The 26,513-nt window shown below is 68.1% G+C and carries 23 protein-coding genes and 2 tRNA genes; 5 read left to right on the top strand and 20 right to left on the bottom strand.

Features of this window, described 5'->3' with window-relative positions; genetic code table 11:
* Positions 1–64 precede the first annotated feature (64 nt).
* Positions 65–2,971: an exo-alpha-sialidase gene (locus AC1REM_RS00955; protein WP_492512892.1), complete on the top strand. Its 2,907-nt coding sequence runs from the start codon at positions 65–67 to the stop codon at positions 2,969–2,971.
* Between the two features lie 68 nt (positions 2,972–3,039).
* Here the strand turns inward: AC1REM_RS00955 and AC1REM_RS00960 are convergent, their stop codons facing one another.
* A complete protein-coding gene (locus tag AC1REM_RS00960; protein ID WP_492512893.1) occupies positions 3,040–3,417 on the bottom strand; it encodes a thioredoxin family protein in 378 nt (125 codons plus the stop codon).
* A 37-nt stretch (positions 3,418–3,454) separates the two neighbouring features.
* Positions 3,455–3,571, bottom strand: coding sequence for a DUF8730 family Cys-rich protein (locus AC1REM_RS00965; protein WP_492512894.1), 117 nt, complete (start codon positions 3,569–3,571; stop codon positions 3,455–3,457).
* 164 nt (positions 3,572–3,735) lie between these two features.
* Between AC1REM_RS00965 and AC1REM_RS00970 the strand changes: the two genes are divergently transcribed.
* Positions 3,736–6,861 (top strand): hypothetical protein, encoded by a 3,126-nt coding sequence (locus AC1REM_RS00970; RefSeq protein WP_492512895.1) that lies wholly within the window; start codon positions 3,736–3,738, stop codon positions 6,859–6,861.
* Between the two features lie 40 nt (positions 6,862–6,901).
* Here the strand turns inward: AC1REM_RS00970 and AC1REM_RS00975 are convergent.
* From AC1REM_RS00975 to serS, 6 genes are all read right to left on the bottom strand, one after another.
* Positions 6,902–6,993: transfer RNA gene (locus tag AC1REM_RS00975), tRNA-Ser, on the bottom strand.
* 94 nt (positions 6,994–7,087) lie between these two features.
* Positions 7,088–8,323, bottom strand: a complete 1,236-nt coding sequence (locus AC1REM_RS00980; RefSeq protein ID WP_492512896.1) for an LCP family protein — start codon at positions 8,321–8,323, stop codon at positions 7,088–7,090.
* A 59-nt stretch (positions 8,324–8,382) separates the two neighbouring features.
* Positions 8,383–9,630, bottom strand: coding sequence for an LCP family protein (locus tag AC1REM_RS00985; RefSeq protein ID WP_492512897.1), 1,248 nt, complete (start codon positions 9,628–9,630; stop codon positions 8,383–8,385).
* A gap of 18 nt (positions 9,631–9,648) precedes the next feature.
* Positions 9,649–9,733 (bottom strand) — tRNA-Ser (locus tag AC1REM_RS00990).
* A gap of 127 nt (positions 9,734–9,860) precedes the next feature.
* A complete protein-coding gene (locus tag AC1REM_RS00995; protein WP_492512898.1) occupies positions 9,861–10,724 on the bottom strand; it encodes an HAD family hydrolase in 864 nt (287 codons plus the stop codon).
* Entirely contained in the window at positions 10,721–12,043 is a 1,323-nt protein-coding gene (serS, locus tag AC1REM_RS01000) for a serine--tRNA ligase (RefSeq protein WP_492512899.1), read from the bottom strand. The genes AC1REM_RS00995 and serS overlap by 4 nt, the downstream gene beginning before the upstream one ends.
* A gap of 86 nt (positions 12,044–12,129) precedes the next feature.
* Between serS and AC1REM_RS01005 the strand changes: the two genes are divergently transcribed.
* Positions 12,130–13,128, top strand: coding sequence for a diacylglycerol/lipid kinase family protein (locus AC1REM_RS01005; protein WP_492512900.1), 999 nt, complete (start codon positions 12,130–12,132; stop codon positions 13,126–13,128).
* Positions 13,129–13,178: 50 nt separating this feature from the next.
* On the opposite strand, the gene AC1REM_RS01010 is transcribed toward AC1REM_RS01005, so the two are convergent.
* From AC1REM_RS01010 to AC1REM_RS01020, 3 genes are all read right to left on the bottom strand, one after another.
* Positions 13,179–13,895, bottom strand: coding sequence for a hypothetical protein (locus AC1REM_RS01010; protein ID WP_492512901.1), 717 nt, complete (start codon positions 13,893–13,895; stop codon positions 13,179–13,181).
* 53 nt (positions 13,896–13,948) lie between these two features.
* Positions 13,949–15,412: a cardiolipin synthase gene (gene cls / locus AC1REM_RS01015; RefSeq protein WP_492512902.1), complete on the bottom strand. Its 1,464-nt coding sequence runs from the start codon at positions 15,410–15,412 to the stop codon at positions 13,949–13,951.
* 84 nt (positions 15,413–15,496) lie between these two features.
* Entirely contained in the window at positions 15,497–15,670 is a 174-nt protein-coding gene (locus tag AC1REM_RS01020) for a hypothetical protein (RefSeq protein ID WP_204938188.1), read from the bottom strand.
* Between the two features lie 146 nt (positions 15,671–15,816).
* On the opposite strand from AC1REM_RS01020, the gene AC1REM_RS01025 reads away from it, so the two are divergent.
* Positions 15,817–16,983 carry a DUF4192 family protein gene (locus AC1REM_RS01025; protein ID WP_492512903.1) on the top strand — a complete coding sequence of 389 codons (1,167 nt, stop codon included), beginning with the start codon at positions 15,817–15,819 and terminating at the stop codon, positions 16,981–16,983.
* Between the two features lie 13 nt (positions 16,984–16,996).
* Here AC1REM_RS01025 and lysS read toward each other — a convergent pair whose 3' ends face one another.
* Positions 16,997–18,520: a lysine--tRNA ligase gene (gene lysS / locus AC1REM_RS01030; RefSeq protein WP_492512904.1), complete on the bottom strand. Its 1,524-nt coding sequence runs from the start codon at positions 18,518–18,520 to the stop codon at positions 16,997–16,999.
* A gap of 78 nt (positions 18,521–18,598) precedes the next feature.
* On the opposite strand from lysS, the gene AC1REM_RS01035 reads away from it, so the two are divergent.
* Positions 18,599–20,419 carry a DUF2207 family protein gene (locus AC1REM_RS01035; protein ID WP_492512905.1) on the top strand — a complete coding sequence of 607 codons (1,821 nt, stop codon included), beginning with the start codon at positions 18,599–18,601 and terminating at the stop codon, positions 20,417–20,419.
* Positions 20,420–20,456: 37 nt separating this feature from the next.
* Here the strand turns inward: AC1REM_RS01035 and AC1REM_RS01040 are convergent, their stop codons facing one another.
* The 8 genes from AC1REM_RS01040 to folE all read right to left on the bottom strand — a co-directional run bounded on the left by AC1REM_RS01040 (position 20,457) and on the right by folE (position 26,513).
* Positions 20,457–21,197 carry a DUF2520 domain-containing protein gene (locus AC1REM_RS01040; RefSeq protein ID WP_492512906.1) on the bottom strand — a complete coding sequence of 247 codons (741 nt, stop codon included), beginning with the start codon at positions 21,195–21,197 and terminating at the stop codon, positions 20,457–20,459.
* Complete coding sequence (locus AC1REM_RS01045; protein ID WP_492512907.1) at positions 21,158–22,945, bottom strand: PH domain-containing protein; 1,788 nt, start codon at positions 22,943–22,945, stop codon at positions 21,158–21,160. The genes AC1REM_RS01040 and AC1REM_RS01045 overlap by 40 nt, the downstream gene beginning before the upstream one ends.
* Positions 22,942–23,517, bottom strand: coding sequence for a PH domain-containing protein (locus AC1REM_RS01050; protein WP_492514459.1), 576 nt, complete (start codon positions 23,515–23,517; stop codon positions 22,942–22,944). Before AC1REM_RS01050 ends, AC1REM_RS01045 begins: the two co-directional genes overlap by 4 nt.
* Before the next feature lie 67 nt (positions 23,518–23,584).
* Positions 23,585–24,100 carry a DUF3180 domain-containing protein gene (locus AC1REM_RS01055; protein WP_492512908.1) on the bottom strand — a complete coding sequence of 172 codons (516 nt, stop codon included), beginning with the start codon at positions 24,098–24,100 and terminating at the stop codon, positions 23,585–23,587.
* Positions 24,097–24,630, bottom strand: coding sequence for a 2-amino-4-hydroxy-6-hydroxymethyldihydropteridine diphosphokinase (gene folK / locus AC1REM_RS01060; protein WP_492512909.1), 534 nt, complete (start codon positions 24,628–24,630; stop codon positions 24,097–24,099). The genes AC1REM_RS01055 and folK overlap by 4 nt, the downstream gene beginning before the upstream one ends.
* Positions 24,627–24,995, bottom strand: coding sequence for a dihydroneopterin aldolase (gene folB / locus AC1REM_RS01065; protein ID WP_492512910.1), 369 nt, complete (start codon positions 24,993–24,995; stop codon positions 24,627–24,629). The genes folK and folB overlap by 4 nt, the downstream gene beginning before the upstream one ends.
* A gap of 121 nt (positions 24,996–25,116) precedes the next feature.
* On the bottom strand, positions 25,117–25,908 hold the full coding sequence (gene folP / locus AC1REM_RS01070) for a dihydropteroate synthase (protein WP_492512911.1): 792 nt from the start codon (positions 25,906–25,908) through the stop codon (positions 25,117–25,119).
* Positions 25,905–26,513, bottom strand: coding sequence for a GTP cyclohydrolase I (folE, locus tag AC1REM_RS01075; protein WP_492512912.1), 609 nt, complete (start codon positions 26,511–26,513; stop codon positions 25,905–25,907). Before folE ends, folP begins: the two co-directional genes overlap by 4 nt.

The raw sequence follows: 26,513 nt of genomic DNA on the forward strand, positions 1-26,513 counted from the left end.
CACCTCGGATACCTTCCGAATGTACGACGTCTGATGTCGTACATTCAACGAGGAAAGGATCCACGTGCGCTCTCCCCTCTTCCGTCGACGACTGGCGCTCGCCGCTGCCACCGTCACCGCCTGTCTGGCCCTGTCGACGTTCGGCGCCTCCGCCGCTCTCGCCGCGACACCGTCAGAAGGCGAATTCACCACCACCAACATCGGGGCCGACCGAACATCGGCCAACTTCTTCTATCGCATTCCCGCGCTCGCGCATCTGGGCGACGGCGTCGTGCTCGCATCGTGGGATGGTCGTCCGGGCAGCGCCGCCGACGCCCCCAACCCGAACTCCATCGTGCAGCGACGCTCGACCGACAACGGTCAGACGTGGGGGCCGATCGAGACGATCGCGGCCGGACACCTCGGCACCGCGTCGGCCCCGAAGTACGGATACTCCGACCCGAGCTACATCGTGGACCGAGAGACGGGCCGCGTGTTCTCGTTCTTCGTCTACTCGAAGGATCAGGGCTTCCACGGCTCCATCCACGGCAACGACGATGCCGACCGACGCGTCATCAGCAGCGCCGTGATGCACTCCGATGATGGCGGCGTCACCTGGAGCGAGCCCCGACTGATCACCTCCGTGACCAAGCCCGCAGGCGGCACCACCTCGGGCGGCACCTACACACCGACCGCAGGAGACGTGCGCACCACGTTCGCGACCTCCGGAGAGGGCATCCAGCTGCAGTACGGCGAGTACGCCGGACGACTCATCCAGCAGTTCGCCGGATGGGTCGTGCAGGCCGACGGATCCTCGCTCCTGCAGGCGTACTCGGTGTACTCCGACGACCACGGCGAGACCTGGCACAAGGGCGAGAACGTCGGAACGGGCATGGACGAGAACAAGGTCGTCGAACTCTCCGACGGCACGGTCATGCTCAACTCCCGCGACAGTGACAACGGACGTCTGCGCAAGATCGCGCTCTCCACGGATGGCGGCCACTCCTACGGCGCCGTGACCCGCGATGACGAACTGCCCGACCCCACCAACAACGCCTCGCTGATCCGCCTGCACCCCGATGCGGCCGCCGGCACCCCGGAGGCGAGGAAGCTCCTCTTCACGAACTCCAACAACGGCGCGAACGGGAACCGTGTGAACGGTGCGGCACGGGTGTCCTGCGATGACGGGCAGACCTGGCCAGGACTCGCGTCGATCGACCGCGGCTCGTTCGCGTACTCATCCGCCACCATGCTCGACGACGGTCGCATCGGCGTGCTCTGGGAACGCAACTACACGAATGACATGCAGTTCTCGACGTTCGATGAGAAGTGGCTCAACTACGTCTGCGCGCCGCTGTCTGTCGCTGAGACTCCGCTCGCTGCGGGCGAGACCCGTGCGATCGATGTGACGGTCGCGAACCAGGAGGCCGTCGCACTCTCAGGCGCTGTCACGATTGCCGTGCCGTCGGGCTGGAGCGCCACGACAGCCCAGATCGCCGACCTCGCCCCGGGCGCCTCGGCGACGGTGTCGGTCGACGTCACCGTGCCCGCATCCGCCACGGGTGCACAACGCCCCCAGGCGACGTTCACCGCCGCTGACGGACGAGTGAGCCAGACCACGACGACGCTGCGCCTGCCCGTGGCATCCGTCATGGATCTGACCCTGACCGCAACCAACACGAGCCCCACCCGCGACGTCGTCGCGAACCCCTACACCGCGGGAGAGGTGCTGAGCTTCAGCCTGCGCGTGACCAGTCGCGCCGACGTGGCCACGGTGGTGACCCCACACGAGACCACCTTCACGTCCGGCTTCCTGCCCACCGCATGCCGGTGGCAGAACCTGGGCGCGCTCGGCGCGTACGACTGCAAGACGCCCAAGCGCACCCTCACCGCCGAGGACATCGAGCGCGGTTGGTACACTCCGGAGTTCAGCTTCACGATCGCGCCGATGAGCGACACGGCGAACACCACGGTCGTCCGGCACGTCGGCACACCGGTCGTGCTGCGCGACGGCGTGCTCGATGCGACCATCACCGGTGCCCGCACCGACACCGATCGGGACCTCGCCGGTAGCCCCTACGCGGTCGGCGAGAAGGTGCCGTACGCATTCCGCGTGGACAGCGCATCGCCGGTCACGGCCGATGTGACGCCCACAGCCGGGTCGTTCTCGCCATTCCTCCCGGCAGGTGCCGGCAACTGCAGGTTCCGCGGTCTGGCGGCCTTCAGCGGTTTCGACTGCGCGACGCCGCGGCATACGGTGACGGATGCTGACCTGGCCGACGGCTTCTTCATCGCCGACACCACCTGGACGGTCAGCGCAGCCGGCCAGAGCAGCGCGACGATCGAGGTGGAGGGCGGCGAGGTCGACGTGGTCGCGCGTGCCCCGCAGCTCACCGCCGGCGAGACCGGCGTGTGGAATGACACGAACGGGAACGGCGTCGCGAACGTCGGCGATACCGTCGCCTGGACGACCACCGTGACCAACACCGGCAACGTCCGCCTCACGGACGTGTCAGCGCCCGGCATCGAGAGCGCCGCGCTGGCCGTCGGTGAGAGCGCGACCGGAGCGACCCGCGTGAGCGTGCTCGATGCCGCCGCCCTCGCCGCGGGTCACGTCTCCGCCGAGGCTGTCGAGGCAACCGCCCAGAACGGCTCTCGAGCGGCGGAGATCATCGCCGCCGCTGAACCGCTGCCGCTGACGCTCGCCCCGACGTGGACGGCGAGCGCCGCCTACGTCACAGGCGAACTCACCACGCACGACGGCCAGCTCTGGGTCGCCAGCTGGTGGACTCGCAACCAGACCCCTGGCAGCCCGCAGGGCCCCTGGCAGCAGATCGCGACGGATGCGGACGGCACCGCCCTCTGGGCAGCATCACGCATCTTCGTGACGGGCGACGAGGTCACGCACGACGGCCAGTCGTACGTCGCCAAGTGGTGGACCCGCAACCAGATACCGGGCGACAAGAACGGCCCCTGGCGCCTGCTTCCGTAGCCGCGACGCGCAGCCAGAGAAGAGGGCGGCACCAGGATGACCCGGTGCCGCCCTCTTCTCGTCGAAGGTCAGGCCTGCGCGGGGTCTTCCTCCTGTGCGGCAACGGCTGCGCGCACCTCGTCCATGTCGAGGGCGCGGGCACCGGCGATCACCTGGTCGAGCTGCGCGGCGTTGAGCGCGCCGGGCTGGGAGAAAACGATGATGCCGCCGCGGAAGACCATGAGCGTCGGGATCGACGTGATCCGGAAACCGGCGGCGAGTTCGCGTTCGGCTTCCGTGTCGATCTTTCCGAAGACGATGTCGGGGTTGGCTTCGGCCGCCTTCTCGAAGACCGGCCCGAATGCGCGGCACGGACCGCACCACTCTGCCCAGAAATCCAGGAAGACGATGTCGTTCTGATCGATCGTGTCGTTCAGCGTGTCAGCGGTGATGGCGATGGAGCTCATGAGGTGATCCTCTCAAACCTCTGGACAGGGCGAGGTATCACGCCGCGGCGGAGTGCCCCGGGCAGCGGTCGGCCTCCGCGACGCCGACGAGGGCCTCTTCGATGTGCTGGCCGCAGCCGTCCCAGGTCGGCTTGCCGCAGGTGTCACAGGTCACGCGAGCGCACATACTCGTCCTTTCGATGTTTCCCCGAGCGTAACATACCCCTAGGGGTATATCCTGGAAGCCTGCCAGCCTCCCCCTGTTCCCGCCCGCACGACCGGACTATGATCTGACCTCACACAGGCGCGCAGGGCGATTTCGTTTCATCGGGGAGACGAATGAGAACACGTAGTGCGATGCAGACCAGGCCGGGAGCCACAGACTCTGGGCTCTCCCCTGGCGTGCCTCTGACGCTCGGGACGAAACTCGAGACCACCCGGCGGTGGGTCACGCTGGCGACCGTCATCGCCGCTGTTCTCATCGCGATGGCCGAGATCGATCGTCTCATCTCGGCGGTCGTGAGTCTCGACGACGATGGACGCGAATCCGGGGCCAGCCATTCGTTGAGCTCCGTGACCGGGCTGCTCCCCTTCAGTGCCACGGATGCATGGTCGAACTGGCAGTCGAGCGCGTTCGCCGAGCAGGTGGCCCTGTGGATCGTGTTCTCGGTCGCACTCGATGCCGTGTTCATCGTCTGCTACGCCCGAGCCGCTGGGCGGTTCATCTCGAGCTTCGGCTCCCGCAGCACCGTCGCGATGCGGTGGACGCTGCGCCTCTTGATCAGCGCGGACGTCGCGGAAGGCGTGGGGCTCCTGCTCGGCGCACTCTGCGTCGCCGTTGGATTCCCGACCGCGGTCGTGGCCGGCGTTCTCCCCGCCGTATCGATGGCGAAGTGGGCGCTGACAGCGGTCCTGCTCGTGCTCTTCCTCCGCGCTCAGACGACGCGCGGCGCACTGCGCGCAGCGGCTCGACGTGGGTCGCAGGCACTGTGGACCCACCGACTCTCGGCCGTCACCGTGCTGCTGCTGGGCGTTCTGGCATGCATCCCGAAAGACGGGGTGCTCGATCAGTTGCCTGACGTGCAGAGGCAGTGGATCGGCGGGGAACACCTCGGGCAGGCCGCATGGGCGGGGGTGGCCGTCGTACTTGCAGCCCTCTCGGCATTCGCGCTCGGAAGGGCGCGCACGCGCCTGGTCGTCGCGCGCTTCGCGCGCACTCCCGCCCAGCGTCAGGTCGAGCGGACGGCACGAGAAGTCGCGTGGTGGTGGGCGATCCCACTCATCGCCTGGCTCGTCGTGGCCGCGATCGCCTTCGCGCTCAGCAGAGATCTGCCATCTGTGCTCGGCGCGGGTGCGATCGCGTTCGTTGCGATTCCCATCACCGTCTGGTGCGTGTCCTGGCTCCTGGAGCGCGGGCGACGGATGCCGAAGGACCCACCGCAGCCGAGCGATGTCGACCGCGCTCGCTACGCGTGGCTCACCGGAGACGTGCTCGCATTCGCGGTCATCACGACGGCCGGCCTCGGCCTCGTGCGCTCCGCCACGGTTCCGGCGGCACTCGCACTCGCCGACCTCGACGTCGCCCAGGCCGGGTGGAGCGTCGTGACTCTCGCGCTCTCGGCCGCACTCGCGATCGCCTCGCCGCGCCTTCTCCGCGCGCTCAATCCCGTCACTCGGCCGCCGTCGCGGATTCTGGCACCTCTCCTCGACTCGAATGACCCCAACGAGGCGCGCATTCCCGCTCGCGCGATCGGCGCGCCGCACGATGCGCGCTCCAGTGCCGAGCAGCGCAGGTGGCGAGTTCACCAGGGATGGCTCACCGCAATCATCGTCATCGCGCTGCTCATCCTGCTGCTGCTGGCTCTGCTCCCCGCCGTCGCGGGCGCCCTCGGGATCGTTGCGACGGCGGTGCTCGTCATCACCTGCTGGACCGCAGCTCTGGGGGCGTTCACGGTCGCTCTGCAGGAGTACCAGCCACTCGCACTCTTTCGCAGGCTGCGTCTGCGGGCGACTCCGGTCCTGACGCTCGCGCTCGTACTCCCCCTGCTCTACGGTTCGACCTTCGGGGTGCTGGCGATCGATGGCAATCCGCACCTGATCCGCGTCCTGCCCACGGCAGAGGCCGAAGCCGAGAATCCGAATGCGCTCGCCGACCGACTGTCTGAGAACACCTGCACGATCACGGTCGGCGATGGCATCAGAATCCGCCCCGTCCTGCTCGTTGCCGCGGAGGGCGGGGGCATTCGCGCGGCGTACTGGACGGGTCACGCGATGCAACGGATCCTCGGCACCGGGTGCTACGACTCCACCGTTCTCGTCTCGAGCGGCGTGAGCGGCGGATCGGTGGGGCTCACGCTCGCTGGCCTCGATGACGGAGCTGCGACGATGACCGATCGGCTCGTCTCGCTGGCATCGCCCGACACGCTCGCCATGGCGGTATCGGGCCTTCTCGTCGGCGATGTGAGCGCGAGCGCGCTGGGCGTCAAACTGCCGTCGATCATCGCTCAGCCCGCCACTTTCCCCGAGAGCGACGCCACGTCGAACCCGTTCGGTGTGCAGTGGCGCGACCGGGCCGCGCTCATCGAGACCGGGTGGATTCAGGATGTCACTGAACTGAGCGCCCCCTACTCGACACGAGCCAACCCGCGAACCGGAATCACTGTGCTGAACTCGACCGACGCCGACTCCGGGTGCCGCGTCGGCGTCGGTTCGGAATCGGCGCTCGGGATCACAGACACGGCCCCCACGAACGATGAGTCCCCCTCCGCCGCCGAGCGCTGCGAACAGGCGTGGGCGGCGCCGGCGATGACCTGGTGGGCGGGAGAAGAGTGCCTTGCGCATCTCGACAGCGCGACGGCGGCGATGCTCTCGGCCCGCTTCCCGATCGTCACCCCGGCCGGCCGCCTGCCCGACGACGGATGCGACCCACACGCGCAATTGATCGACGGCGGGTACGCCGAGGGCACCGGCATCGGCACGATCGCCGACGTGTCCACCCGCATCGCCGCTGCTGTGCGCGCCGAGAACAGCACGTCTGCGGTGCCGCTCGTGCCGATCGTCGTGTATCTGCGGAACTCCTCCGGGTTCGACCTGTTCGAATCTCTCAACGGGATCACGGCCGAGCCTCTCGTGCCGCTCGTCGGCTACGGCGCCAAGGCGCAGCAGCTCACCGACACGGCCTGGCTGCAGCGTGCCTCACTCGCGCTGGCAGACGTGTGCGACGGGGCCTATGAGCCCAGGTGCGAGACGGCCATCACCGGCGTCGAGAAGATCCTCCCGAGCCGACTGGTCGTCGTCTCACCTCAGACACGGCCCGCTGTCGTGCCGCCGCTCGGATGGGCGCTCTCGGAGTACAGCCGCACGTCGCTCGACGATGCCCTCAGTGCGGAGGCCAAATGCGGTCGAGAGCCGCTCAGCGACGACAGTCCCGCTCGCCTGTGCAACCTGCTGAAGCTCGGCAAGTAGTGCACAGAACGAAGAAAACCCCTGCCTGAGCAGGGGTTTGTGGCGGAGACGGAGGGATTTGAACCCTCGGTCCCCTTGCGAGGACTCCACCTTAGCAGGGTGGTGCACTAGGCCTGACTATGCGACGTCTCCAGGCATCCAGCTGGAGTGCAGTGGATGCGCGTAGCTATCCTAACCTCTCAGTGACGCCCGCGCGAACCACGCCCATCGGGCGCGTCCACATCGCTCATCCGTTGCCGTTGGAGCACGTGCGCGTCGCCGCACTGTTGCCCTTGACGGTCGACGGCAGTTCGACCGTGGCCTCATCAGGCGTCGGGGCCTCCGCGGGTGGCGCTGCAGGCTCCGCCAGCACGACACCGTCGTCCTCGGTCGGCACGTTCGTGATCTGCAGCGGTTGATTGGCATTGATCGCCGCGAACAGGACGCCTGCCGCCTCGAGGTCCGGGACCACGTGGTTGGCGTTGTCGGGATCTTCGACCGTCGGGTACTGCACGAAGACGATATCTTCGATCGGAACGCTCTTCATCGCCAATGCGATCTGCGTCAGCAGAAGCGGGTTCGTCAGGCTCGTACTCGGTGTCACATTCGCGAATGCTGTCGAGACGAGTCGCATAAGTGCACCCGTGTCCTTGAGCACCTCATCGCTCGTGACCTTACGCGCGAGGCTCGACATGTACTGCTGCTGATTGCTGATGCGTCCGAGGTCTCCTCCGTTGCCCACACCGTGGCGCGTCCGAAGGAACTGCAGCGCCTCGATCCCGGCAATGGTGTGGTCACCTGCTTCGAGGAAGAGGTTCGCATCGGGGTCGTTGATCGGGCTCGCCACGCAGACGTCGACCCCGCCGATCGCATTGGTGATCTCAATGACACCGCCGAACGTCACTGATGCCGCGAACTCGATGTCCTGCCCCGTCAGAGCAGTGATCGTCGCCGCCACGCACCCCAGCTCGCCGTATGAGTACGCCGAGTTGATGGGCTGCTTGGTCATCGCAGAGCGGGTATCACCGTCGGCGTCCACACACGACGGAATCGGGATCTGCAGATCCCGCGGGAAGCTCACGGCCGTCACGCGGCGGGGCTCAGGCGACACATGCACGAGGATGTTCACATCGTTCAGCGTCGCGGTCTCATCCGGCAGCAGAATGCCGTTCTCATCGACCGGGCAACGGTCGCCGAACAGATAGGCGTAATCCTGTTCGCAGGTATCGACGCCGACGAGCAGCAGATCGAAGCCGCCGTTCAAGGCGCCGATATCGGGCGGGAGGTTCTCCTGCCCAGGCAACGTCACCGCATTGCTGGCGTACGGACGGGTGATGTCGTACGCGACGTAGGCGCCGACGCCGACCGCACTGACGAGGACCACCGCGGTGGCGATACCGAGAGCCTTCAGCACCTGCTGCCACCATCGGGGTCGACGCAGCTGTCCATGCCGCGCCAAAGGCACCTGTGACCTACGAGCCATCTGAAATCCCTCGTTACCCGTCCCTCACGCACGGGGAAGCGCGAGAAGCTGGGTTCAGCCTAACCGGCGCCGTTCGCGCAACTCTGAGTGGCAGCCGACTGTCCCTTGATGTTCTCGGGCAGGCCCACGGGCCCGGCCGGCGTCACAGGGGCCGCTTCCTCGACGGATTCACCCTCACCGGGCGTCGGTTCGACGGTGGTTGAAGGCAGCGCGCTGCCATCGGCCGTGACGGCATCGGTGCCCCCGGTAACCTGCATCGGCTGGTTGGCTTCGATGAGAGCCCAGAGCTGTTCTGCACTGGCGAAGTCGGGGACGACACGCCCCGCGCTGTCCGGGTCGTCGAAGACCGGGTACTGCAGGAAGTTGATGTCTTCGAACGGCACGTTCTTCACCGCCATGGCGATCTGTGCGAGCAGCACGGGATTCGTCAGGCTCTGACTCGGAGTGACGTTACTCAGTGCGGTGTTGGCGAGGCGCAACAGGGTTCCGAAGTTTCCGAGCACCTCATCGCTCACGAGCTTGCGGGCAAGCGAGGCCATATAGACCTGCTGATTGCTCACGCGCCCCAGGTCGCTGCCGTCGCCGACTCCGTAGCGGGTGCGCAGGAACTGCAGTGCCTGCCACCCTGCGAGCGAGTGCGTTCCCGGGGGGAGGCTCAGTTCGGTATAGCTGTCTTCGATGCCGTTCGCGATGCAGACCTCGACGCCGCCGATGGCGTTCGTGATCTGGATCACGCCGTCCCAGGTGATCTTCGCGGCGAACTGGATCTGCTGCCCGGAGAGCTCCGCCACCGTGTTGACGACGCAGCCGAGACCCCCGCGTTCGTTCGTCGTGTTGATCTGACCGTACCCGGCGCTGACGGTGTTGCCGTTCTCATCCGTGCACTGAGGGATGTCGACCATCAGATCCCGCGGGAAGGTGATCACCGTGACGCGACGCGGCTCATCCGAGATGTGCAGCAGCATGTTGACGTCGTTGCGCGCGCCGCCGTCGTCTTCCGTGCACCGGTCGCCGAAGGAGGCCTCGTAACCCTCTTCGCACTCGTCGCTGCCGACGAGCAGCATGTTGACGCCGCCCTTGAGCTCACCGATGTCGGGCGGAATCGCCTCCTGGCCCTCGATCTCGACCGCGTCGGCGACGAATGTCTGCGAGAGGTCGTAGACGATGTACGCGGCGACACCCACACCGCTGACGAGGACCACCGTCATCGCGATGCCGATGATCTTCAGCAGTTGCGTCCAGGCACGTGGGCGACGGAGCTGTCCGTGGCGGGCGACGGGTCGCCGCGTGCGGGAGTTCGCGCTCACTCAGTGCCTTTCACTCTGCGGAGGGTGTGGGATTCGAACCCACGAGACATTTCTGCCCACTGGTTTTCAAGACCAGCTCCATCGGCCGCTCGGACAACCCTCCTCGGCGTCGAAGTGCACACGCCGATCAGGGGTCGAGTCTAGTCGATCAGTCGGGTCGCCCTGTTCGGGCGTGCCCCTATTGTCTCGGGCGCGCCTGGAGACAGCCTGGAAGAGGGCTAAGGAACTGCTCAGTCCGCAGTAGCAGCGGATGCTTCCGCCGAGACGTCCACGAGCGCGCGCAGGGCGAGCGCCAGACCACCGCGCTCGACCTCGACGGTCACACCGGTGGCCGCCGCCTTGACCTCGTCAGGGGCCTGCCCCATCGCGATCGCGTGCCCGCCGATCCGGGACGACCATTCGAACATGCCGATGTCGTTGCGACCGTCTCCGGCGACGAAGACCTGGTGCGGGTTCCATCCGAGATGGTCACGCACCCGCTCGAGGGCCGTGCCCTTGTCGACACCGTACGGGGCGATGTCGAGCCAGGCCGTCCAGCCGATGGCGTAGGAGACGTCGTTGAGACCGGCTTGCTCGACGATGCGGTGAAAATCCGCCTCGTCGTGGCCGGGGGCCACGACGACCACACGCGACACCGGTTCGTGAGACAGCTCGGCGAACGTCACCTGACGACCGCCGTCGAGCGTCCAGTCATCCAGATGCTCCGTGAACAGACGCTTGCCCGAGCCCAGCTCCACCATGTACTGCGCCTGGGGAAGATGCTCGCCCAGCAGCTCCAGTACCACGGTCGGATCGAACGTCTCGACGTGCCAGCGCTCGTACGACGCCGCAGCCGGAGACGCGAGCGCCTCGTCGACGGAGACCGTACGACGCATCGTGACGGCACCGTTCGAGGACACGACGAACTCGGGCCGCAGGCCCAGCAGGTCAAGGAACGGGTGCGTGGCCATCCAGCTGCGGCCGGTCGCCAGCGTCACCTCCGAACCGCTGTCGCGCAGATGCGCGATCGCCTCGGGAACGCCGGGGCTCATCTCCTCGGTCTGCAGGATGATCGTGCCGTCGACGTCGAGCCCGATGAGCCACGGCGCCGTCATGCGGTCGTGCTCTCTTCGGCGCCCTTGCGTCCCTTCGACGGCAGTGGGTCGATGACCTCCAGCCCGCCCAGATAGGGACGGAGCACCTCGGGCACACGGACCGAGCCGTCCGCCTGCTGGTGCGTCTCGAGCAGAGCGACGATCCAGCGGGTGGTGGCGAGCGTGCCGTTGAGCGTCGCGACGAACTGCGTCTTCGCCGCCTTGGGGTCATCGCTCTCAGGGCGGTGGCGCACGTCGAGGCGTCGAGCCTGGAACGTCGTGCAGTTCGAGGTCGACGTCAGCTCGCGGAAGGCATCCTGCGTCGGAACCCAGGCCTCGATGTCGTACTTGCGCGCGGCGCTCGAACCGAGGTCGCCCGCAGCGACATCGATCACCCGGTAGCTGAGGCCGAGCGCGGTGAGCATCTCCTCCTGCAGCGCGACCAGGCGCAGATGCTCGGCCTCGGCCTCTTCGACCGTCGTGTAGACGAACATCTCGAGCTTGTTGAACTGGTGCACGCGGATGATGCCGCGGGTGTCTTTTCCGTGCGAACCGGCTTCACGGCGGTAGCAGGTCGACCAGCCCGCGTAACGGAGCGCACCGTCCGACAGATCGACGATCTCGTCCTTGTGGTAGCCCGCGAGAGCGACCTCGCTCGTGCCGACGAGATACAGGTCATCGCCCTTGTCGAGGTGGTAGACCTCATCGGCGTGCTCGCCGAGGAAGCCGGTCCCCTGCATGATCTCGGGCCTTACCAGCGTCGGGGTGATGAGGGGCACGAAGCCCGCCTGCAGCGCCTTGTCGAGCGCGAGGTTCATGAGCGCGATCTCAAGACGTGCGCCGATGCCGCGGAGGAAGTAGAAGCGCGCACCGGAGACCTTCGCACCCCGCTCCATGTCGATCGCGCCGAGCATCTCGCCGAGCTCCAGGTGGTCGCGCGGCTCGAAGTCGAACGTGGGCGTCTCGCCGACACGACGCAGCTCCACGAAGTCGGCTTCGCCACCGGCGGGCACGCCGTCGATGACGACGTTCTCAATGCGTCCGAGCGCGTCAGCGGCAGCATCCGCGGCTTCATTCGCCGCCTGCTGTGCCTGCTTGACCCGGTCGGCGAGGTCTTTCGCCTGCGCGACGAGCGCAGCTTTCTCGCCCTTCGGAGCCTTCGCGACGAGTTTGCCGAACGCGTTCTGCTCGGCGCGCAGCTCTTCGAACGCGGCGAGCGCGGCGCGGCGCGATCGATCCGCTTCGATGGCCGCATCGACGGTCTCGGGCGCGTTGCCGCGCGCGGTCTGGGAGCGACGGACGAGCTCGGGCTCGTCGCGGAGAAGTGCGAGATCGATCACCCGTCAAGTCTAGTCAACCTGCCTGACCGCCCATCCGGGTGCCGGCGAATCACGAGGGCGACCAGACCGCGCAATAGAGTACAGACATGACCACCCCTGCCGCCGATGCACGTCGCGCGGCCCTCGTGGTGAATCCGGTGAAGGCGGATGCTCCGAAGCTGCGTTCCCTGCTGACGAGCCTCTCTGCAGCCGCGGGCTGGGCGCCGCCGCTCATCCTGGAGACGACAGTCGAAGATCCCGGGCAGAGCATCACCCGTCGCGCGATCGACGACGGCATCGACGCGGTGCTCGTGGCGGGTGGAGATGGCACAGTGCGCGCCGTGTCCGAAGCGATCGCCGGCAGCGGAGTGCCCCTCGCGATCGTGCCGAGTGGCACCGGAAACCTGTTGGCGCGCAACCTGAACCTGCCGCTCGACGATCCCGCCGCGGTCATCCGGGCGGTGTTCGCGGGAGACGAGCATCCCATCGACATCGGCTGGGCCGAGATCACCGCTCCCGACGGCAACCAGAGCACGCATGCCTTCGTCGTTCTCGCCGGCATCGGCCTCGACGCCGACATGATCGCGAACACGCGCCCCGATCTCAAGAAGTCCGTGGGCTGGGTCGCCTACATCGACGGCGCTGCGCGCTCGCTCCCCAAGGCCAAGCCTTTCCGTGTCGTCTACCAGATCGACTCACGACGCCTGCACTCGACCAAGGCCTACAGCATGCTGTTCGCGAACTGCGGCACGCTCCCGGCCGGCATCGCGCTGATCCCGGATGCCTCCATCACCGACGGCGGCCTCGACATGGTGATCTTCCAGCCCCGCGGCCCGTTCGGCTGGCTGGCCGTGTGGCGCACGGTGTGGTGGCAGAACTCGGTGCTACGGCGCACGAAGACCGGGCGGCGGATGCTGGAGCTCACCGGCACCGGCGGATCGGTGCGCTTCCTCCAGGGAACCGCCGTCGAGGCGGCGGCATCCTCGGCCGTCCCTGTGGAGCTCGACGGCGACGAATTCGGGCTCGCCTCACGAATTCATTGCCGCATCGACGAGGGCGCACTGCGAATCGTGCTGCCTGCGGGCCACGACGTCTCAAGGCTGTGATATGACGAACGCCCCCTCACACGGAGGGGGCGTTCGCACAGCGTCTGCGGTCAGTCGCCGAGGATCGTGACGGTGCCGTCGAGGTTGTCACCGACGAGCGTCAGCGTGGTGATGTCGTCGTTCGTGGCCTGCAGGACCGTCGCACGCGGAACCATGTCGAAGGTGCACGGCGCTTCACTGGCCGCGAACGTGACCGTGAGGGCATCCGCGGTCTCTGCAAGGTCTTGCACGACAGGACGGCACGTGCTCGATCCCCAGGTCAGCAGGACGAGGCCGTTGTCATCGAACCAGCCCGCGCTCGGCAGGTAGTCGGTGGGCTCGCCCGGAACACCGGTGACGCCCTTCGCCCCGTCGAGGTCGGTGTCGAACTTCTGGTCGCCCATCGCGACCGTGACAGTGATCTCCTTGGTGGGATCCACTCCCGCCGGAAGCGCCACCGGCGTCGCGCGTGCGGTGAAGTCTGCGGTGCAAGCGACGGTGCCCTCAGCCTCGGCCATCGTCACGGTGATGTTCTGCCCGTCGGCGGTGACATCTGCTGCCTGCGGAGTGCAGTCGACCGAGGAGGAGCCCCAGGTGATGACCGCGATCATGCGGCCGTTGTCGAGCCATGCGGCATCGATGTCATCCGGCTGCGGTTCGGTCGTCTGCGGTGCATCCGTGGGCACCGGGCTCGGCGCAGGAGTCGCGGGCGAGGTGGCGCAGCCTGCGAGGACGAGAACGGCGCTCGCGAGCACAGCGGCTGCGGCGATACCTGCACGAATCTTCATGCTCCCCACGGTACTCCGCGCGGTATAACGCTGGGTAACGAGTCGCTGTGCGTCTACTGCAGGGCCGAGGTGAGTCGGGCGAGGTTGTCGAGCACGGTGGAGCGCAGCGGCTGCTGCTTCCACTCCTCCAGTGTGAGCTCACGGCTGAGATCGCGGTACTGGTCTTCGACCGCGCGCATCTCCTGCACGAATTCCTCGCCGCGCACGAGCATCGAGATCTCCATGTTGAGACCGAAGGAGCGCATGTCCATGTTGCTCGATCCGATGACGGCGACCTCATCGTCGATCGTGAGGCTCTTGGTGTGCAGGATGTACGGCTTCTTGTACATCCAGATGCGCACACCCGCGCGCAGGAGCACCTCGTAGTAGCTGCGCTGCGCGTGGTAGACCATCGCCTGATCGCCCTCTTCGGAGACGAACAGCTCGACCTGGACGCCACGGTCGCAGGCCGCTGTGACAGCCAGCAGCAGAGCCTCATCCGGAACGAAGTAGGGGCTCACGATCATGATCTCGCGCTTGGCGGCGTAGAGCAGTCCGAGGAAGAGGCGCAGGTTGTTCTCAACCTCGAACCCGGGGCCGGAGGGAACGATCTGGCAGTCGAGGTCCCCGCTGCCGATCTTCGCAGCGGTGAAGTCGACGGAGGTGAGCACCTGATCGGTCTCGCTGTACCAGTCGCTCAGGAAGACGGCATTGACGCTCGCGACGACCGGTCCGTCAACGCGCACCATGAGGTCGACCCAGTGCAGTCCGCGCTTGATGTTCTTCGGCAGGTTGTAGGTGGAGTCGGTGACGTTCTGCGACCCGAGGAAGGCGACGTCGCCGTCGATCACAAGAAGCTTGCGGTGATTGCGCAGGTCGGGGCGCTGCGTCTTGCCGCGCAGCGGCTGCACCGGAAGCATCACATGCCAGTCCGCGCCCATCGCGTCCAGGCGACGGACCGTCTCCTTGTACCGCGGCTTCCACCGGTTCGCCCAGTGATCGAGCAGCACCCGCACGGGGAGACCGCGCGCCGCGACCTCCTCCATCGCACGGAAGAAGTTGTCGGTGGAGGCATCCGCCTGCAGGATGTAGAACTCGACGTGGACGTACTCCTTGGCCTGACGGATCGCGTCGGCCATCTCGTCGAGTGACTCCTGATATCCCGAGATCAGGTGCGCACCGTTGTCCCCCGAGATCGGCATCGCACCCAGCGACTGGTTCATGTGCACGAGGGCGCCGAACCAGTCCGGCGCGTGGGGACGGAGCGTGCCCAGCTGCAGGCTCGCGCTCGTCTCGGAGATGTACTCGTTGATCGCTGCCTGCTTGCGGCGGCGCGGACGGGGAAGTCGCGGGTTGCCGATCAGCAGGAAGAGGAAGACCCCGATGATGGGGATGAAGTAGATGGCCAGGAGCCACGCCATCGCGGCGGTGGGGCGGCGGTTTCGCGGGACGACGATGATCGCGGTGATGCGAATCGTGAGGTCGACGATGACCGTGAGGGCGATGAACCACCACGACAGCGTGAAGTCAAAGTTCATTCGGCTCCTCCGCCATACGCCTCACCGAGACCGGTAGGCCTCGTCCCCACAGTAGTGGGGCGATCGACAAAGGTCGCGCGCGACTCAGGCGCGCGGGGGCAGGCCGCGCGCGGCGCGCTCTTCGGCCTCGATGCGCGCGTGCGTGCGTCGTTCGGTGCGGTCGAAACGCAGGATGCCGCGAAGCACGATGAAGAACGCAACGCTGACGCCGACCGTCGGGATGAGCGACCAGGCGGCTGCGAGCCAGAAGTTCTCCATGCCCCCAGTGTACGTCGTGGGCCGAGGAGATGCCTGGGCGCAGGAGATCCCGTCGTTTCCTCCACAATCGCCTCCCCGACGAGCCCTTCGCACCGTTCCCGCAGCCCGCGAGAGCGGGCAGGACCCGGATGCTCAGGATGGTGGCCATGACGACGATTCTCACCGCCTCCGGCCCGGCCGATCTGCTCGGCCTGATCCCCACACTCGCCGGGTTCACTCCGCGCGAGAGCCTTGTGCTGCTCCCCTTCACCGGTTCTCGGGCGGGCGGCGCATTGCGCGCGGACCTGCCGAAGAACGATGACGTCGACCTGCACGAGTACGCCGCAACGCTCGTCGGGATGACCTGCCGTGTCCCGTCCGTCGACGGGCTCGCCGCCGTCATCTACACCGACGACGAGATCGACCCCGACGCCCTCCCCTTTGCGGAGGTCGCCGACATCACGATCGCCTGCGCGGAATCGTGCGGGCTGCGTATCGTCGAAGCCCTCTGCGTGGGTGCCGACGGATGGGCAAACTACCTCGTAACGGCACCGATCGTGCACGGCCTTGCAGAGATCCCGGATCCGCCGTCCGTGCCGGGCATCGTCGACGTCGCCGCCGATCAGGCCGCGGGCGGGGAGCTGCCGACCGTCGACCTCGCTGAGAAAGAGCGTGTCGGTCAGGCTCTGGCCGCCGTCGACCAGATGTTCACCGCGCTCATGCCGGACGGTGAATCGGCGGAAGAGCCCCTCGACGGCGAGAGACCCGCGGATGCGGAGAGCCGCCTCGACCCGCGTGCGTATCTGTCCGCCCTCGCGCTCGACGACCTGCCGCAGTTCCTGGAAGATCTGCTCGACTCTCCGGAGAACATCGATCCGTTCGCAACCGCTGCGCTGATCTGGTGCCTCGAACGGCCCCTTCTGCGCGACGTCGCCCTCGCGCAGTGGGCCACCGATCTGCCGACGGGCGACGAGGTCCTCGCGGCGCAACTGGCATTCCGCGGCGACATCTCAACGTTCCCGCCCCACCTCGGAGACATCATGCTCGGCCAGGGACCGCGTCCTGATGCCGACCGGCTCCGCCTCGCGCTCACGCTCACGCGTAATGCCGCCGCTCGCGCTCCGCGTGCCTCACGCGTCGGCGCACTCGTGGCATCCGGGTGGCTCTCGTGGGCACTCGGGCGTGCCACACATGCCCACCACTACCTCACGCTCGCCCACGAGATCACGCCGGAGCACACGTTCGCAGGCATGCTGCGCACGATCATCGACGCCGGGCTGCTTCCGGCGTGGGCGTTCTCCGCCGCAGGAGCGGCAGAACAGCCCGCCCCGTGAGCCCCGCGCGGGTCTACTTGACGAGCGGGAAGAGGATCGTCTCGCGGATGCCGAGGCCCGTGATGGCCATCAGCAGGCGGTCGATGCCCATGCCCATGCCACCCGAGGGCGGCATGCCGTGCTCAAGTGCACGCAGGAACTCCTCGTCGACCGGCATCGCCTCGACGTCGCCGCGCGCGGCGAGCTTCGCCTGCTCGACGAAACGCTCCCGCTGAATGACCGGGTCGACCAGCTCGGAGTAGCCCGTCGCCAGCTCGAAGCCGCGGATGTAGAGGTCCCACTTCTCGACGACCCCCGCGATGGAACGGTGCTCGCGCACCAGCGGAGATGTGTCGACCGGGAAGTCCATGACGAACGTGGGCCGCACCAGATCGCCCTTGACGAAGTGCTCCCAGAGCTCTTCGATCAGCTTTCCGTGCGTCGCCTGCGCGGGGATCTCGACCTCGTTCGCCTCCGCGAACGCGATCAGGTCTTCCACGGCGTCGGTCGGGGTGAAGGTGCGACCGGCAGCCGCCGAAAGCGAGTCGTACATCGAGATGCGGTCCCACTCGCCACCCAGGTCGTACTCGGTGCCGTCGGCCCAGGTCACGGTCGTCGAACCGGCCACCGCGATCGCCGCGTTCTGCACGAGTTCCTGCGTGAGCGCGGCCATCTGGTTGTAGTCGCCGTACGCCTGGTACGACTCCAGCATCGCGAACTCGGGGCTGTGCGTGGAATCGGCGCCCTCGTTGCGGAAGTTACGGTTGATCTCGAACACGCGCTCGAGGCCACCGACGACGGCACGCTTCAAGTAGAGCTCCGGCGCGATGCGCAGATAGAGCTCGGTGTCGAACGCGTTCGAGTGCGTGACGAAGGGACGAGCGGATGCGCCGCCGTGCTGCACCTGCAGCATCGGCGTCTCCACCTCGAGGTAGTCATGCTCGGCGAACGTGGCGCGCAGGCTCGCGTTCACCGCGGCACGGGCGCGGACCGTCGTGCGGGCCTGCTCGCGGACGATCAGGTCGAGGTAGCGGCTGCGGACGCGGCTCTCCTCGCTCAGGTCGCCGTAGACGTTCGGCAGCGGGAGGATCGCCTTCGCGGCGATCTGCCAGCTCGTCGCCATGATCGACAGCTCACCTCGGCGGCTGGAGATGACCTCGCCCTCCACGAAGACGTGGTCCCCGAGGTCGACGAGCTCCTTCCACTCCTGCAGCGACTCCTCGCCGACGTTCGCCAGCGAGATCATCGCCTGGATGCGGGAGCCGTCGCCGGCCTGCAGCGTCGCAAAGCAGAGCTTTCCGGTGTTGCGGCTGAACACCACGCGACCCGCGACGCCTGCGATCACGCCGGTGGCGGTGTCGGGCTCGAGCTCGCCGTACTGCGCTCGCAGCTCGGGGATGCGGTGCGTCACGGGAACGGCGACCGGGAAGGCGCCACCCGCGGCATCCGCCCGCGCAGCGATCAGGCGCTCGCGCTTCGCGAGGCGCACGGCCTTCTGCTCGAAGACGTCGTCCTCAGCGGGGGTGTTGTCAGCGGGCGCGGCGGACGCGTCAGTCATTCGGAGCTCCTTGGAAAGTCAGCGCTCAGTTTACCGGCGTCGCCTGGATGTCTCGGCCAGCCCGGCTACCCTCGGAGCATGGCCGTCCGTCTGCGCTCGCGTCCGCTGATCATCGCAACCCTGGGGATCGCTCTGCTCGCCGGAACCAGCACCGCCGCGGCTGCTGCGACGGCCACGGACGTCAACGACTTCTCCTACGCCAGCTGGGACGCCGACCTCCGCGTCGGGATCGATGAGCGCGGCCGCTCGACGCTGCACGCCGTCGAGACCCTGCAGGCGCAGTTCCCCGAGTTCGACCAGAATCGCGGCATCGTGCGCGGCCTGCTGCAGCACTACCAGGACGCCAGCCTCGACACCGACGTTCTCTCCGTCCGGGACGACACAGGCGCAGCCGTGCCCTTCGAGCTCGAAGAGGACGACGACATGCTGTTCGTCCTCATCGGCGACGATGAGTTCCAGCACGGACTCACCACCTACGTCATCGAGTACACGATGCAGGACGTCATGATCGCCGCGTCCGAGACGGGCATCGACGAGTTCTACTGGGATCTCCTCCCCCTCGACAGCACCCAGCCCATCAACGCCTTCCAGGCCGAGATCACGTTCGACGAGACCCTCAGCGCAGCGCTCATCACCGATGCCACCGCCTGCTATCAAGGCCCTGCGGGCGCCGCCGATCCCTGTGCGGGCTCCGGCTTGCGTGGTCCGACCGTCTCCGCGGGCGAAGCATCCTTCTCAGTCGAAGCGCAGAACCTGCCCGCGGGCGACGGAGTGACCGTCGCCATCGGCATGGACGCCGGAACGGTCGTTCAGCCCGGTCGGCGCATCCCGAACCTCTTCCTCGAGCTCGCACCGGTCGTCTTCGGCGGCGCCGGGATGCTCGTCGCCGTCGCCAGCCGGTTGATGCTCGGGGCGTTCGTCCGCCGCTCGCGGCGCGGCACCGGCCTCGTGATCGCGCAGTTCGATGTGCCCGCGACGCTGCCGCCGCTGGTTGCCGCCGCGGTCCTGCCGAAACCGGACAACGTCATACCGGCCGAGATCGTGCACCAGGCGGTGTCCGGCATGCTGATCATCCACGACGCCGACGGCCGCCCCGTGCTGCGTCGACTGGCCGGCGCCGTGGCGCCCGATCCGCTCGACGCCGAGGCCCACGAGAAGATCTTCCGCGGCGCCGATGCCGAGGGAGATGTCACGATTCCCGAAGAGGACGAGGCCTTCGGCACGCGGATGCGCAGACTCATCGCCCGCGGCGAAGAGGAGGCGGAGACCCGCGGACTCATGACGAAGCGCCGCAGTCGCGCAGCCGCCGCGGTGCTGCTCCTCGGACTTCTCCTCGGTGCGGCAGGGGTCGCGATCGGCATCGCCGGGCTCATCTTCGGCCGTCCCATCGCCGCGGGGGCCTTCGTCGCCGCGCTCTTCGCAGTCATCCTCGCGCTCATCATCGGCGGACCGGCGCTCACAAAGAGACGCGTGCACACGCCCGAGGGGGCGCTGGCGTACGAGTATCTACTCGGCGTGAAGGAGTTCATCCGGGTCGCCGAAGCCGATCGTCTGCAGATGCTGCAGTCGTACTCGGGTGCGGAGCGACGCGACGACGGCACGATCGACGTGATCCACGTCTACGAACGGCTTCTGCCCTACGCGATGCTGTTCGGGATGGAGAAGGAGTGGGGCCGCGTGCTCGAGGTGTCCTACGCGGAAACCGGCGAGACCGCGCTCTGGACGACGAGTCCGACGACAGCACTCGCGCCGGCGCTGTACACCTTCGCGCACACCACCACATCCTCCTCCGCGTACCACGTCACGGCCGCCAGCACCTCGTCCTCGGGATTCGGCGGATCGAGCGGAGGCGGGTTCTCCGGCGGAGGCGGCGGAGGCGGGTTCTCCGGAGGGCGCTGAGCCGGCGGCACCCCGGACCGCCCGTTCCATCGAGTGGTCAGCCCTCGTCGGGGAGGCGGAACTCAGGCGGGGTGACGTCACGCAGCGCACGGTCGAACGTCGACGAGACCAAGGCCGACAGATATCCCCCGGGGTTCTCCACGCCGATGCCGCGCAGCAAGCCCGTCGCCTGTCCGACGATGGAACGCGCGAACTCGGATGCTGTCGAAATGGCCTCGGCGTACGCAGCGCGATCCGCTTCGGCGATCACGACCGGTTCGCAGCCGAGCTCCACCGCGAGAGCCTGGCCGATCGGCAGGACGGCGGCAGGCGCGGTGACCGCGGCATAGGCGGCACGCAGCTGGCGCAGGTCGATCGAGGTGCCCGTGAATGAGATCGCCGGATGCACCGCGAGCGGAATCGCCCCGCGCTCCATCGCAGGGGCCAGCACCGCCGTGCCGTATCCGGGGTCGGTGTGGAGGACGAGCTGCCCCGGCTGCCAGGACTCGGTCTCGGCGAGCCCGGCGACGATCCCCGGAAGCTGATCCGAAGGCACGGCGAGCACGACCAGCTCGCTGATGCGCACGATCTCGTCGGCATCGCGCACGGGCACATCCGGGAGGATCGCCGCGACGCGGTCCGGGTCGGAGCCCGCCGTGATCCCCGTCAGGGCGTGGCCGGCGCCGGCGAGCGCCGCGCCGATGACCGGCCCCACCCGCCCGGCACCGATAATGCCGATGCCGAGGCGTCCTGCCTGCGTCACGCCGATGGTCCGTCCTGACGCGGTGATTCCGGCCATTCGACCGTCACGGTTCCGGCGCCCGTCGCCGCCGTCGGGGCCACGGGAGGAACCGCCGCCATAACGTCCGAGGCTGAGGCCTGATCGAGCGCTTCCTCCAGTGCCTCCGCCCAGCGGTGGCCACGGTCCTGGGCGGCCGCGAGCGCCGTGAGCCGGGCGACCTCGTCGAGAAGTCCGAGTGCGGAGTCCCGCTCGATGCCGGCGAGAACGCCCTGCACAGGCCCGGTCACCGAGTGCGCCTGCACACCGGTGACCCGCTGTACCCGGTCGATTGGACCCTGCGAGAGCGAGAAACCCTGCAGACGTGCCAGCGGGAAGATCACGAGTTTGCGCCACACCACACCGCGGCGCTGGAACAGCGCGAAGGGGGTGACCGCGTAGCCGTGGCGTTTCCACGAAAGCGGGCGGCGCCATGCGGCACGGCGCGGCATGGTCTCGTACGGGTCGTTCTCGCTCGGTCCCAGCGCGCCGTTCTCCCAGATCAGCGAGCGAACGCTCTCGGGGGCATCCGGAAGGATCAGCGCGAGCACCCGCTCCACATCCGCCCGCGTGCCCACGGGGAGCACGACGTTGAACTGCTGCGCACTGCTGGACTGCTGCTGCGCGAGGCTCTTGCCCGACATGCGGTTGATACGAACGACCCACCAGCCGAACGGCCGCCACAGCAGCGACTGCGTGATGTCGACGGCGAAGATGCGGCCCGGGGGGATCGTCTCCGTGACGGTCGTGAGCAGACCGTACGTGATGCGCACACCATCCGGGGTGGACGCGATCGAGTACCGCAACGACTTGGAGATCTGCGCCCAGGTGACACCGATCGTCGCGATGATGAACGGCACCGCGAGACCCACGGACATCGTCAGGATGATGATGCCGCCCTCCGGATCTCCGTCGCGGAACACGCTCCAAGCCACGCCACCCAGCGCGGCGACGTAGATGAGTGCGAAGAACAGGAACCAGAGCACGCCCGAGAGCAGGTGCGATCCGACGAGTCGTCCGGTCGGAATCTTGACGACGCTCTCCGCCTGCACGTCGGCAAGGTCGACGCCCGTGATGAGATCGGTGACCCCGTGGTTCACGGAGTTCACGAGCTGCGCCCGCGCCGTCGCCGGTGCGCCGGGAGCGATTCCTGCGATCCGGTCCTGTCGTGCCGCGCGCGCACCGGATGCGAGGCGCAGGATGTCGGCACGCACGGATTCGGCGCGCGCGGTCGCCAGGTACTCCAGGGGCACGTTCGCGTCGGTTCCGGCTCCGACCACCTCGAGCTTCGCCAGGCCGATGATGCGGGCGGGGAAAGGACGAGTGAGGTTGACGCCCTGCACGCGGTCGAGCGGTGCACGACGCTGCGAGCGGAACAGGATGCCCTTGCGGACCTCGACGTGCTCGCCCGTGATGCGGAACTCCTGGAAGCGCCACACGAGCCAGAAGATCCCGATGAAGAGGACCAGCACGCCCAGCACGACGCCGAGCCCGACGAGCACGAGATTGTTCTCCAGCACCCAGTCGAGCGGGTCGCCGCCCGTGAGACCGTCGATGTCGGCGTCGGGCGCGACGAGACTGAAGAACCAGAACCCGAGCCGCTCGCGCATGTTCGAGATCACGATGCCCGCGATGATGATGAGCACCAGTCCGCCCTTGAAGAGCGGGGTCAACGGGTGCATCCGATGCCATTCGCCGTCCGCGAGCGTGATGTGCTCGTCGACCGGCGGAGTGGGCGCGGATGCCGGGGGCAGCAGCGGCTCGCTCACAGGCCGGTCCGACGGGTCTCAGCGACCTCGATGAGCGTGTCGCGCAGCGCCTCCGCCGCGCCCTGCGTGAGGCCGGGGATCTCCACACCCGTGGTCGCCGCCGCGGTGACCATCTTGAGTTTGGCGATGCCGAAGGCGCGGTCGAGCGGACCGTGCGTGATGTCGACGAGCTGCATGCGGCCGTAAGGCACCGCGATCACGCGCTGCCACAGGATGCCCTTGCGGAACACGATGTCGTCGGCGCGCAGCTGGTAGCCGATCGCTCGTGCCTGCCGCGGAAGGATGATGAGCGTCGCGAGCGTGAAGAACGCCAGGATGCCGGCCGGAATCCAGACCCAGTTCATATGCAGCACCAGTCCGCCGACGAGTGCGGCAGCCAGGATGAGCACGAGGATGACCACGTTCTGCAGCACCTGCGAGACGACGTAGCGCGGTGAGATCTGGTGCCAGACGCCGTCCAGCGCGAGAGCCGCCGTCGACTTCGGCGCGCGCAGCGACTCGTAGGTGCCCTCGTCGAGAGCGGCGGCTGCGGTGGGGGCGACGGCGAGAGGCGCGTCGACGGGCGGTGCCACCGGCGCAGCATCCGCTACCGGAGCCGTGTCCGGGACCACTGGTGCCGCGGGCGGTGCCGCTGCGAACTCAGTGGGCGGGGTGGCCTGCGGGTCGGGGATGTTCGTCATCGTCGCCTTTCAATGCTCCGGGGCCGTCAGGTCCGTCGGAGTCGGTCGGAAGCGTGCAGAAGTGTTCCGCGACGAGCGCCGCGATCACGAGCACAAGCGCTGCGCCCAGCGTGACTGTCAAAGCCAGCACCGAGCCTATCGGTGGTCCGACCGGCCGCGTGGAGATGTAGGCGAGGGCCCCGGCGGCGAACCCGAGCAGAAGTGCGCCGACAATGCTCGAAGCGCGGGCGAGCACAGCGATGCGCAGCGCACGGAACGGGTTCATGCGCGGATGCTCCGGGCTGCGGATGCTGCGCCGCACCGTCCATCCGAGGGCCAGCACCGCCACTGCGAGAAGGGCGAGCAGCAGCGGAAGTCCGAGCGCGGGGGTGAACGTGGCGCGACCCGAGACCGTCAGCGCGTGGTCGAGAAGGAAGCCGCCCGCGCCGCCCCCGAGGGCGACGAGCAGCAGCACGGTGATCGATGTGCGCTTCATGCCTGCCCCTTCAGCGCCGCGACAAGATCGGCGACGCGCCCGCGCCCGGGGAGGGTCGCGTCGGGGTCGACGTCGAGCCAGGGCTCCAGCACGAAGAGGCGCTCGGCGGCACGCGGATGCGGCAGCAGCAGACGCTCGTCCTCACTGCGCTCGTCGCCGTAGGCGATGAGGTCGAGGTCGAGCGTGCGGTCGCCCCAGCGCTGTGCACGGACGCGGCCATGCTGCTCCTCGATCGCGTGCAGCATTCCGAGCAGCACCGAGGGCGCGAGGCGGGTCGTCACGATCGCGACCGCATTGACGAACACCGGGGCATCCGGATCGGGTCCGCCGAGGCGCATGGCGACCGTCTCGAACGGCTTAGAGACACGCACCTCGTCGACGAGCGGAAGGCGCGCGATCGCAGCGACCGCCTCGTCGATCGTCTCTGCACGGTCGCCGAGGTTCGAACCCAGGGCGACGACGGCGTCGACCGCCTCGCGCCCCGGTCGCGGATCGTGCGCCGGGAACTTCCTGCCGGGCTGGTAGATCACGCGGCACCCCGCTCACGCGTGACGCTCACCGAGACATCCGTGAACGTCAGCGGGATCGGCGCATGCGGCTTGTGCACGGTGACGCTCACGCTCTGCACCCGGGCATCCGCGAGCGCAGCGTCTGCGATGCGCTCGGCGAGCGTCTCGATGAGGTTGACCGGTTCGCCCGCGACGATTGCGGCGACCCGCTCGGCGAGCTCACCGTAGTGCACGGTGTCTCGTACGTCGTCGGATGCGGCGGCGGGAGCCAGCGGCAGACGCAGGCGCACGTCGATCGTGAACTCCTGCCCCTCAGCGCGCTCGTGGTCGAAGACGCCGTGATAGCCGAAGACAGTCAGCCCGGTGAGGGCGATCTCGTCGCTCATGCATCCAGGGTACGGGGCAGGCGCAACAGCGCACCGCCCGGGGGCAGGGCGGTTGCGCGATTGCAGGGCGACACGCCGTCATCCGACCCGCCGGACGCGCATACTCCCTGCAGACGCGAGCTCAGCCGTCCCAGGCACCGAGCACGGAGAGGGCGTCGCGGGTCGCAGCGACGTTGTGCACGCGCACCGCCCACGCACCGGCGCGCGCGGCGAGCACGCTCGTGACGGCGGTCGCCGCATCCTTGCGCTCTTCTGTCGCATCATCGCCGAGAGCGGTCGCGAGCAGGCGCTTGCGCGAGGTGCCGACGAGTACGCGCGGGCCGAGAGCGACGACGTCGGACAGGTCGCGCAGCAGCTCCCAGTTCTGTTCGGCGGTCTTCGCGAAGCCGACACCCGGGTCGATGATGAGCCGCGACGGGGCGATGCCCGCGGCGGCCGCGACCCCCATGCGCTCGCGCAGCTCACCGGCGACCTCTCGGCCGACCCGCACGTAGTCTGCGCGGGCGTACATGTCGGAGGACGGCCCGCGCCAGTGTCCGAGGGCGAAGTCGGCTCCGGATGCGGCCACGGCGGCGAGCATCTCCGGGTCGGCGAGACCGCCGGAGACGTCGTTCACGATGCGTGCGCCCGCCTGCACGGCAGCTGCCGCGGTCGAAGCGTTCAGCGTGTCGATACTGACCGGCACGCCGTCGGCGGCGAGAGCGGCGATGACCGGCAGCACACGGCGCTGCTCTTCGGCGACGCCCACCCGTTCGGACCCCGGACGCGTCGACTCACCGCCGACGTCGATCACCGCGGCACCCTGTGCGCGCAGCAGGCGCGCATGCGCGAGGGCGATCTCCGGGTCGAGGTAGCGGCCACCGTCGCTGAAGGAGTCGGGGGTGACGTTCAGAATGCCCCAGATCGCGGTCACTCGGCGGTCATCCCGTGGTCAGGCCGAGCACCGATCAGCGCGATGAGCTCGGCGCGGGCCGCGGCATCCGCATAGGCGTCGCGGGCCGCGATCGTGACCGTGGATGCCTCGGGCTGACGCCCGCCGCGCATCGTCACGCAGCCGTGGCTCGCATCCAGCACGACGAGCACGCCGCGCGCGTCAAGGTTGCCTGCGATCGTGTCGGCGATCTGCTCGCCGAGGCGCTCCTGCACCTGCGGTCGCGAGGCCAGCGTCTCCACGACCCGCACGAGAGCGCCGAGACCCACGACCTGCTCCCCCGGCAGGTACGCGATGTGCGCGACGCCGGCGAAGGGCAGAAGGTGATGTTCGCACACGGAACGGAAGCGGATGTCACGCAGCAGCACCGCGCCCGAGGGCAGGGTGTCTGGCGCAGGCCCGCGCGCCACGCTGATCGTGTGCGCGAGCGGCGCCGCGGGATCTTCGCCGACACCGGCGAAGAACTCCGCGTAGAGCTCGGCCATGCGCGCAGGGGTCTGCTTCAGCCCCGGGCGCTCCGGGTCTTCGCCGATGGCTTCCAGCAGTTCACGAGTGAGGGCGGCGACCCGCTCCCGGTCGACCGCCAT

This window comes from Microbacterium sp. GW823-FHT02G05, assembly GCF_058797175.1.

Coding starts and splice junctions, on each gene's coding strand:
- AC1REM_RS01005 (WP_492512900.1), top strand. CDS start 12,130: ATGACCACCCCTGCCGCCGATGCACGTCGCGCGGCCCTCGTGGTGAAT.
- cls (WP_492512902.1), bottom strand. CDS start 15,412: ATGAACTTTGACTTCACGCTGTCGTGGTGGTTCATCGCCCTCACGGTC.
- AC1REM_RS01020 (WP_204938188.1), bottom strand. CDS start 15,670: ATGGAGAACTTCTGGCTCGCAGCCGCCTGGTCGCTCATCCCGACGGTC.
- AC1REM_RS01010 (WP_492512901.1), bottom strand. CDS start 13,895: ATGAAGATTCGTGCAGGTATCGCCGCAGCCGCTGTGCTCGCGAGCGCC.
- AC1REM_RS01040 (WP_492512906.1), bottom strand. CDS start 21,197: ATGGCCGGAATCACCGCGTCAGGACGGACCATCGGCGTGACGCAGGCA.
- AC1REM_RS01035 (WP_492512905.1), top strand. CDS start 18,599: ATGGCCGTCCGTCTGCGCTCGCGTCCGCTGATCATCGCAACCCTGGGG.
- AC1REM_RS00995 (WP_492512898.1), bottom strand. CDS start 10,724: ATGACGGCGCCGTGGCTCATCGGGCTCGACGTCGACGGCACGATCATC.
- AC1REM_RS01055 (WP_492512908.1), bottom strand. CDS start 24,100: ATGAAGCGCACATCGATCACCGTGCTGCTGCTCGTCGCCCTCGGGGGC.
- folE (WP_492512912.1), bottom strand. CDS start 26,513: ATGGCGGTCGACCGGGAGCGGGTCGCCGCCCTCACTCGTGAACTGCTG.
- lysS (WP_492512904.1), bottom strand. CDS start 18,520: ATGACTGACGCGTCCGCCGCGCCCGCTGACAACACCCCCGCTGAGGAC.
- AC1REM_RS00960 (WP_492512893.1), bottom strand. CDS start 3,417: ATGAGCTCCATCGCCATCACCGCTGACACGCTGAACGACACGATCGAT.
- AC1REM_RS00970 (WP_492512895.1), top strand. CDS start 3,736: ATGAGAACACGTAGTGCGATGCAGACCAGGCCGGGAGCCACAGACTCT.
- folB (WP_492512910.1), bottom strand. CDS start 24,995: ATGAGCGACGAGATCGCCCTCACCGGGCTGACTGTCTTCGGCTATCAC.
- AC1REM_RS00980 (WP_492512896.1), bottom strand. CDS start 8,323: ATGGCTCGTAGGTCACAGGTGCCTTTGGCGCGGCATGGACAGCTGCGT.
- AC1REM_RS01025 (WP_492512903.1), top strand. CDS start 15,817: ATGACGACGATTCTCACCGCCTCCGGCCCGGCCGATCTGCTCGGCCTG.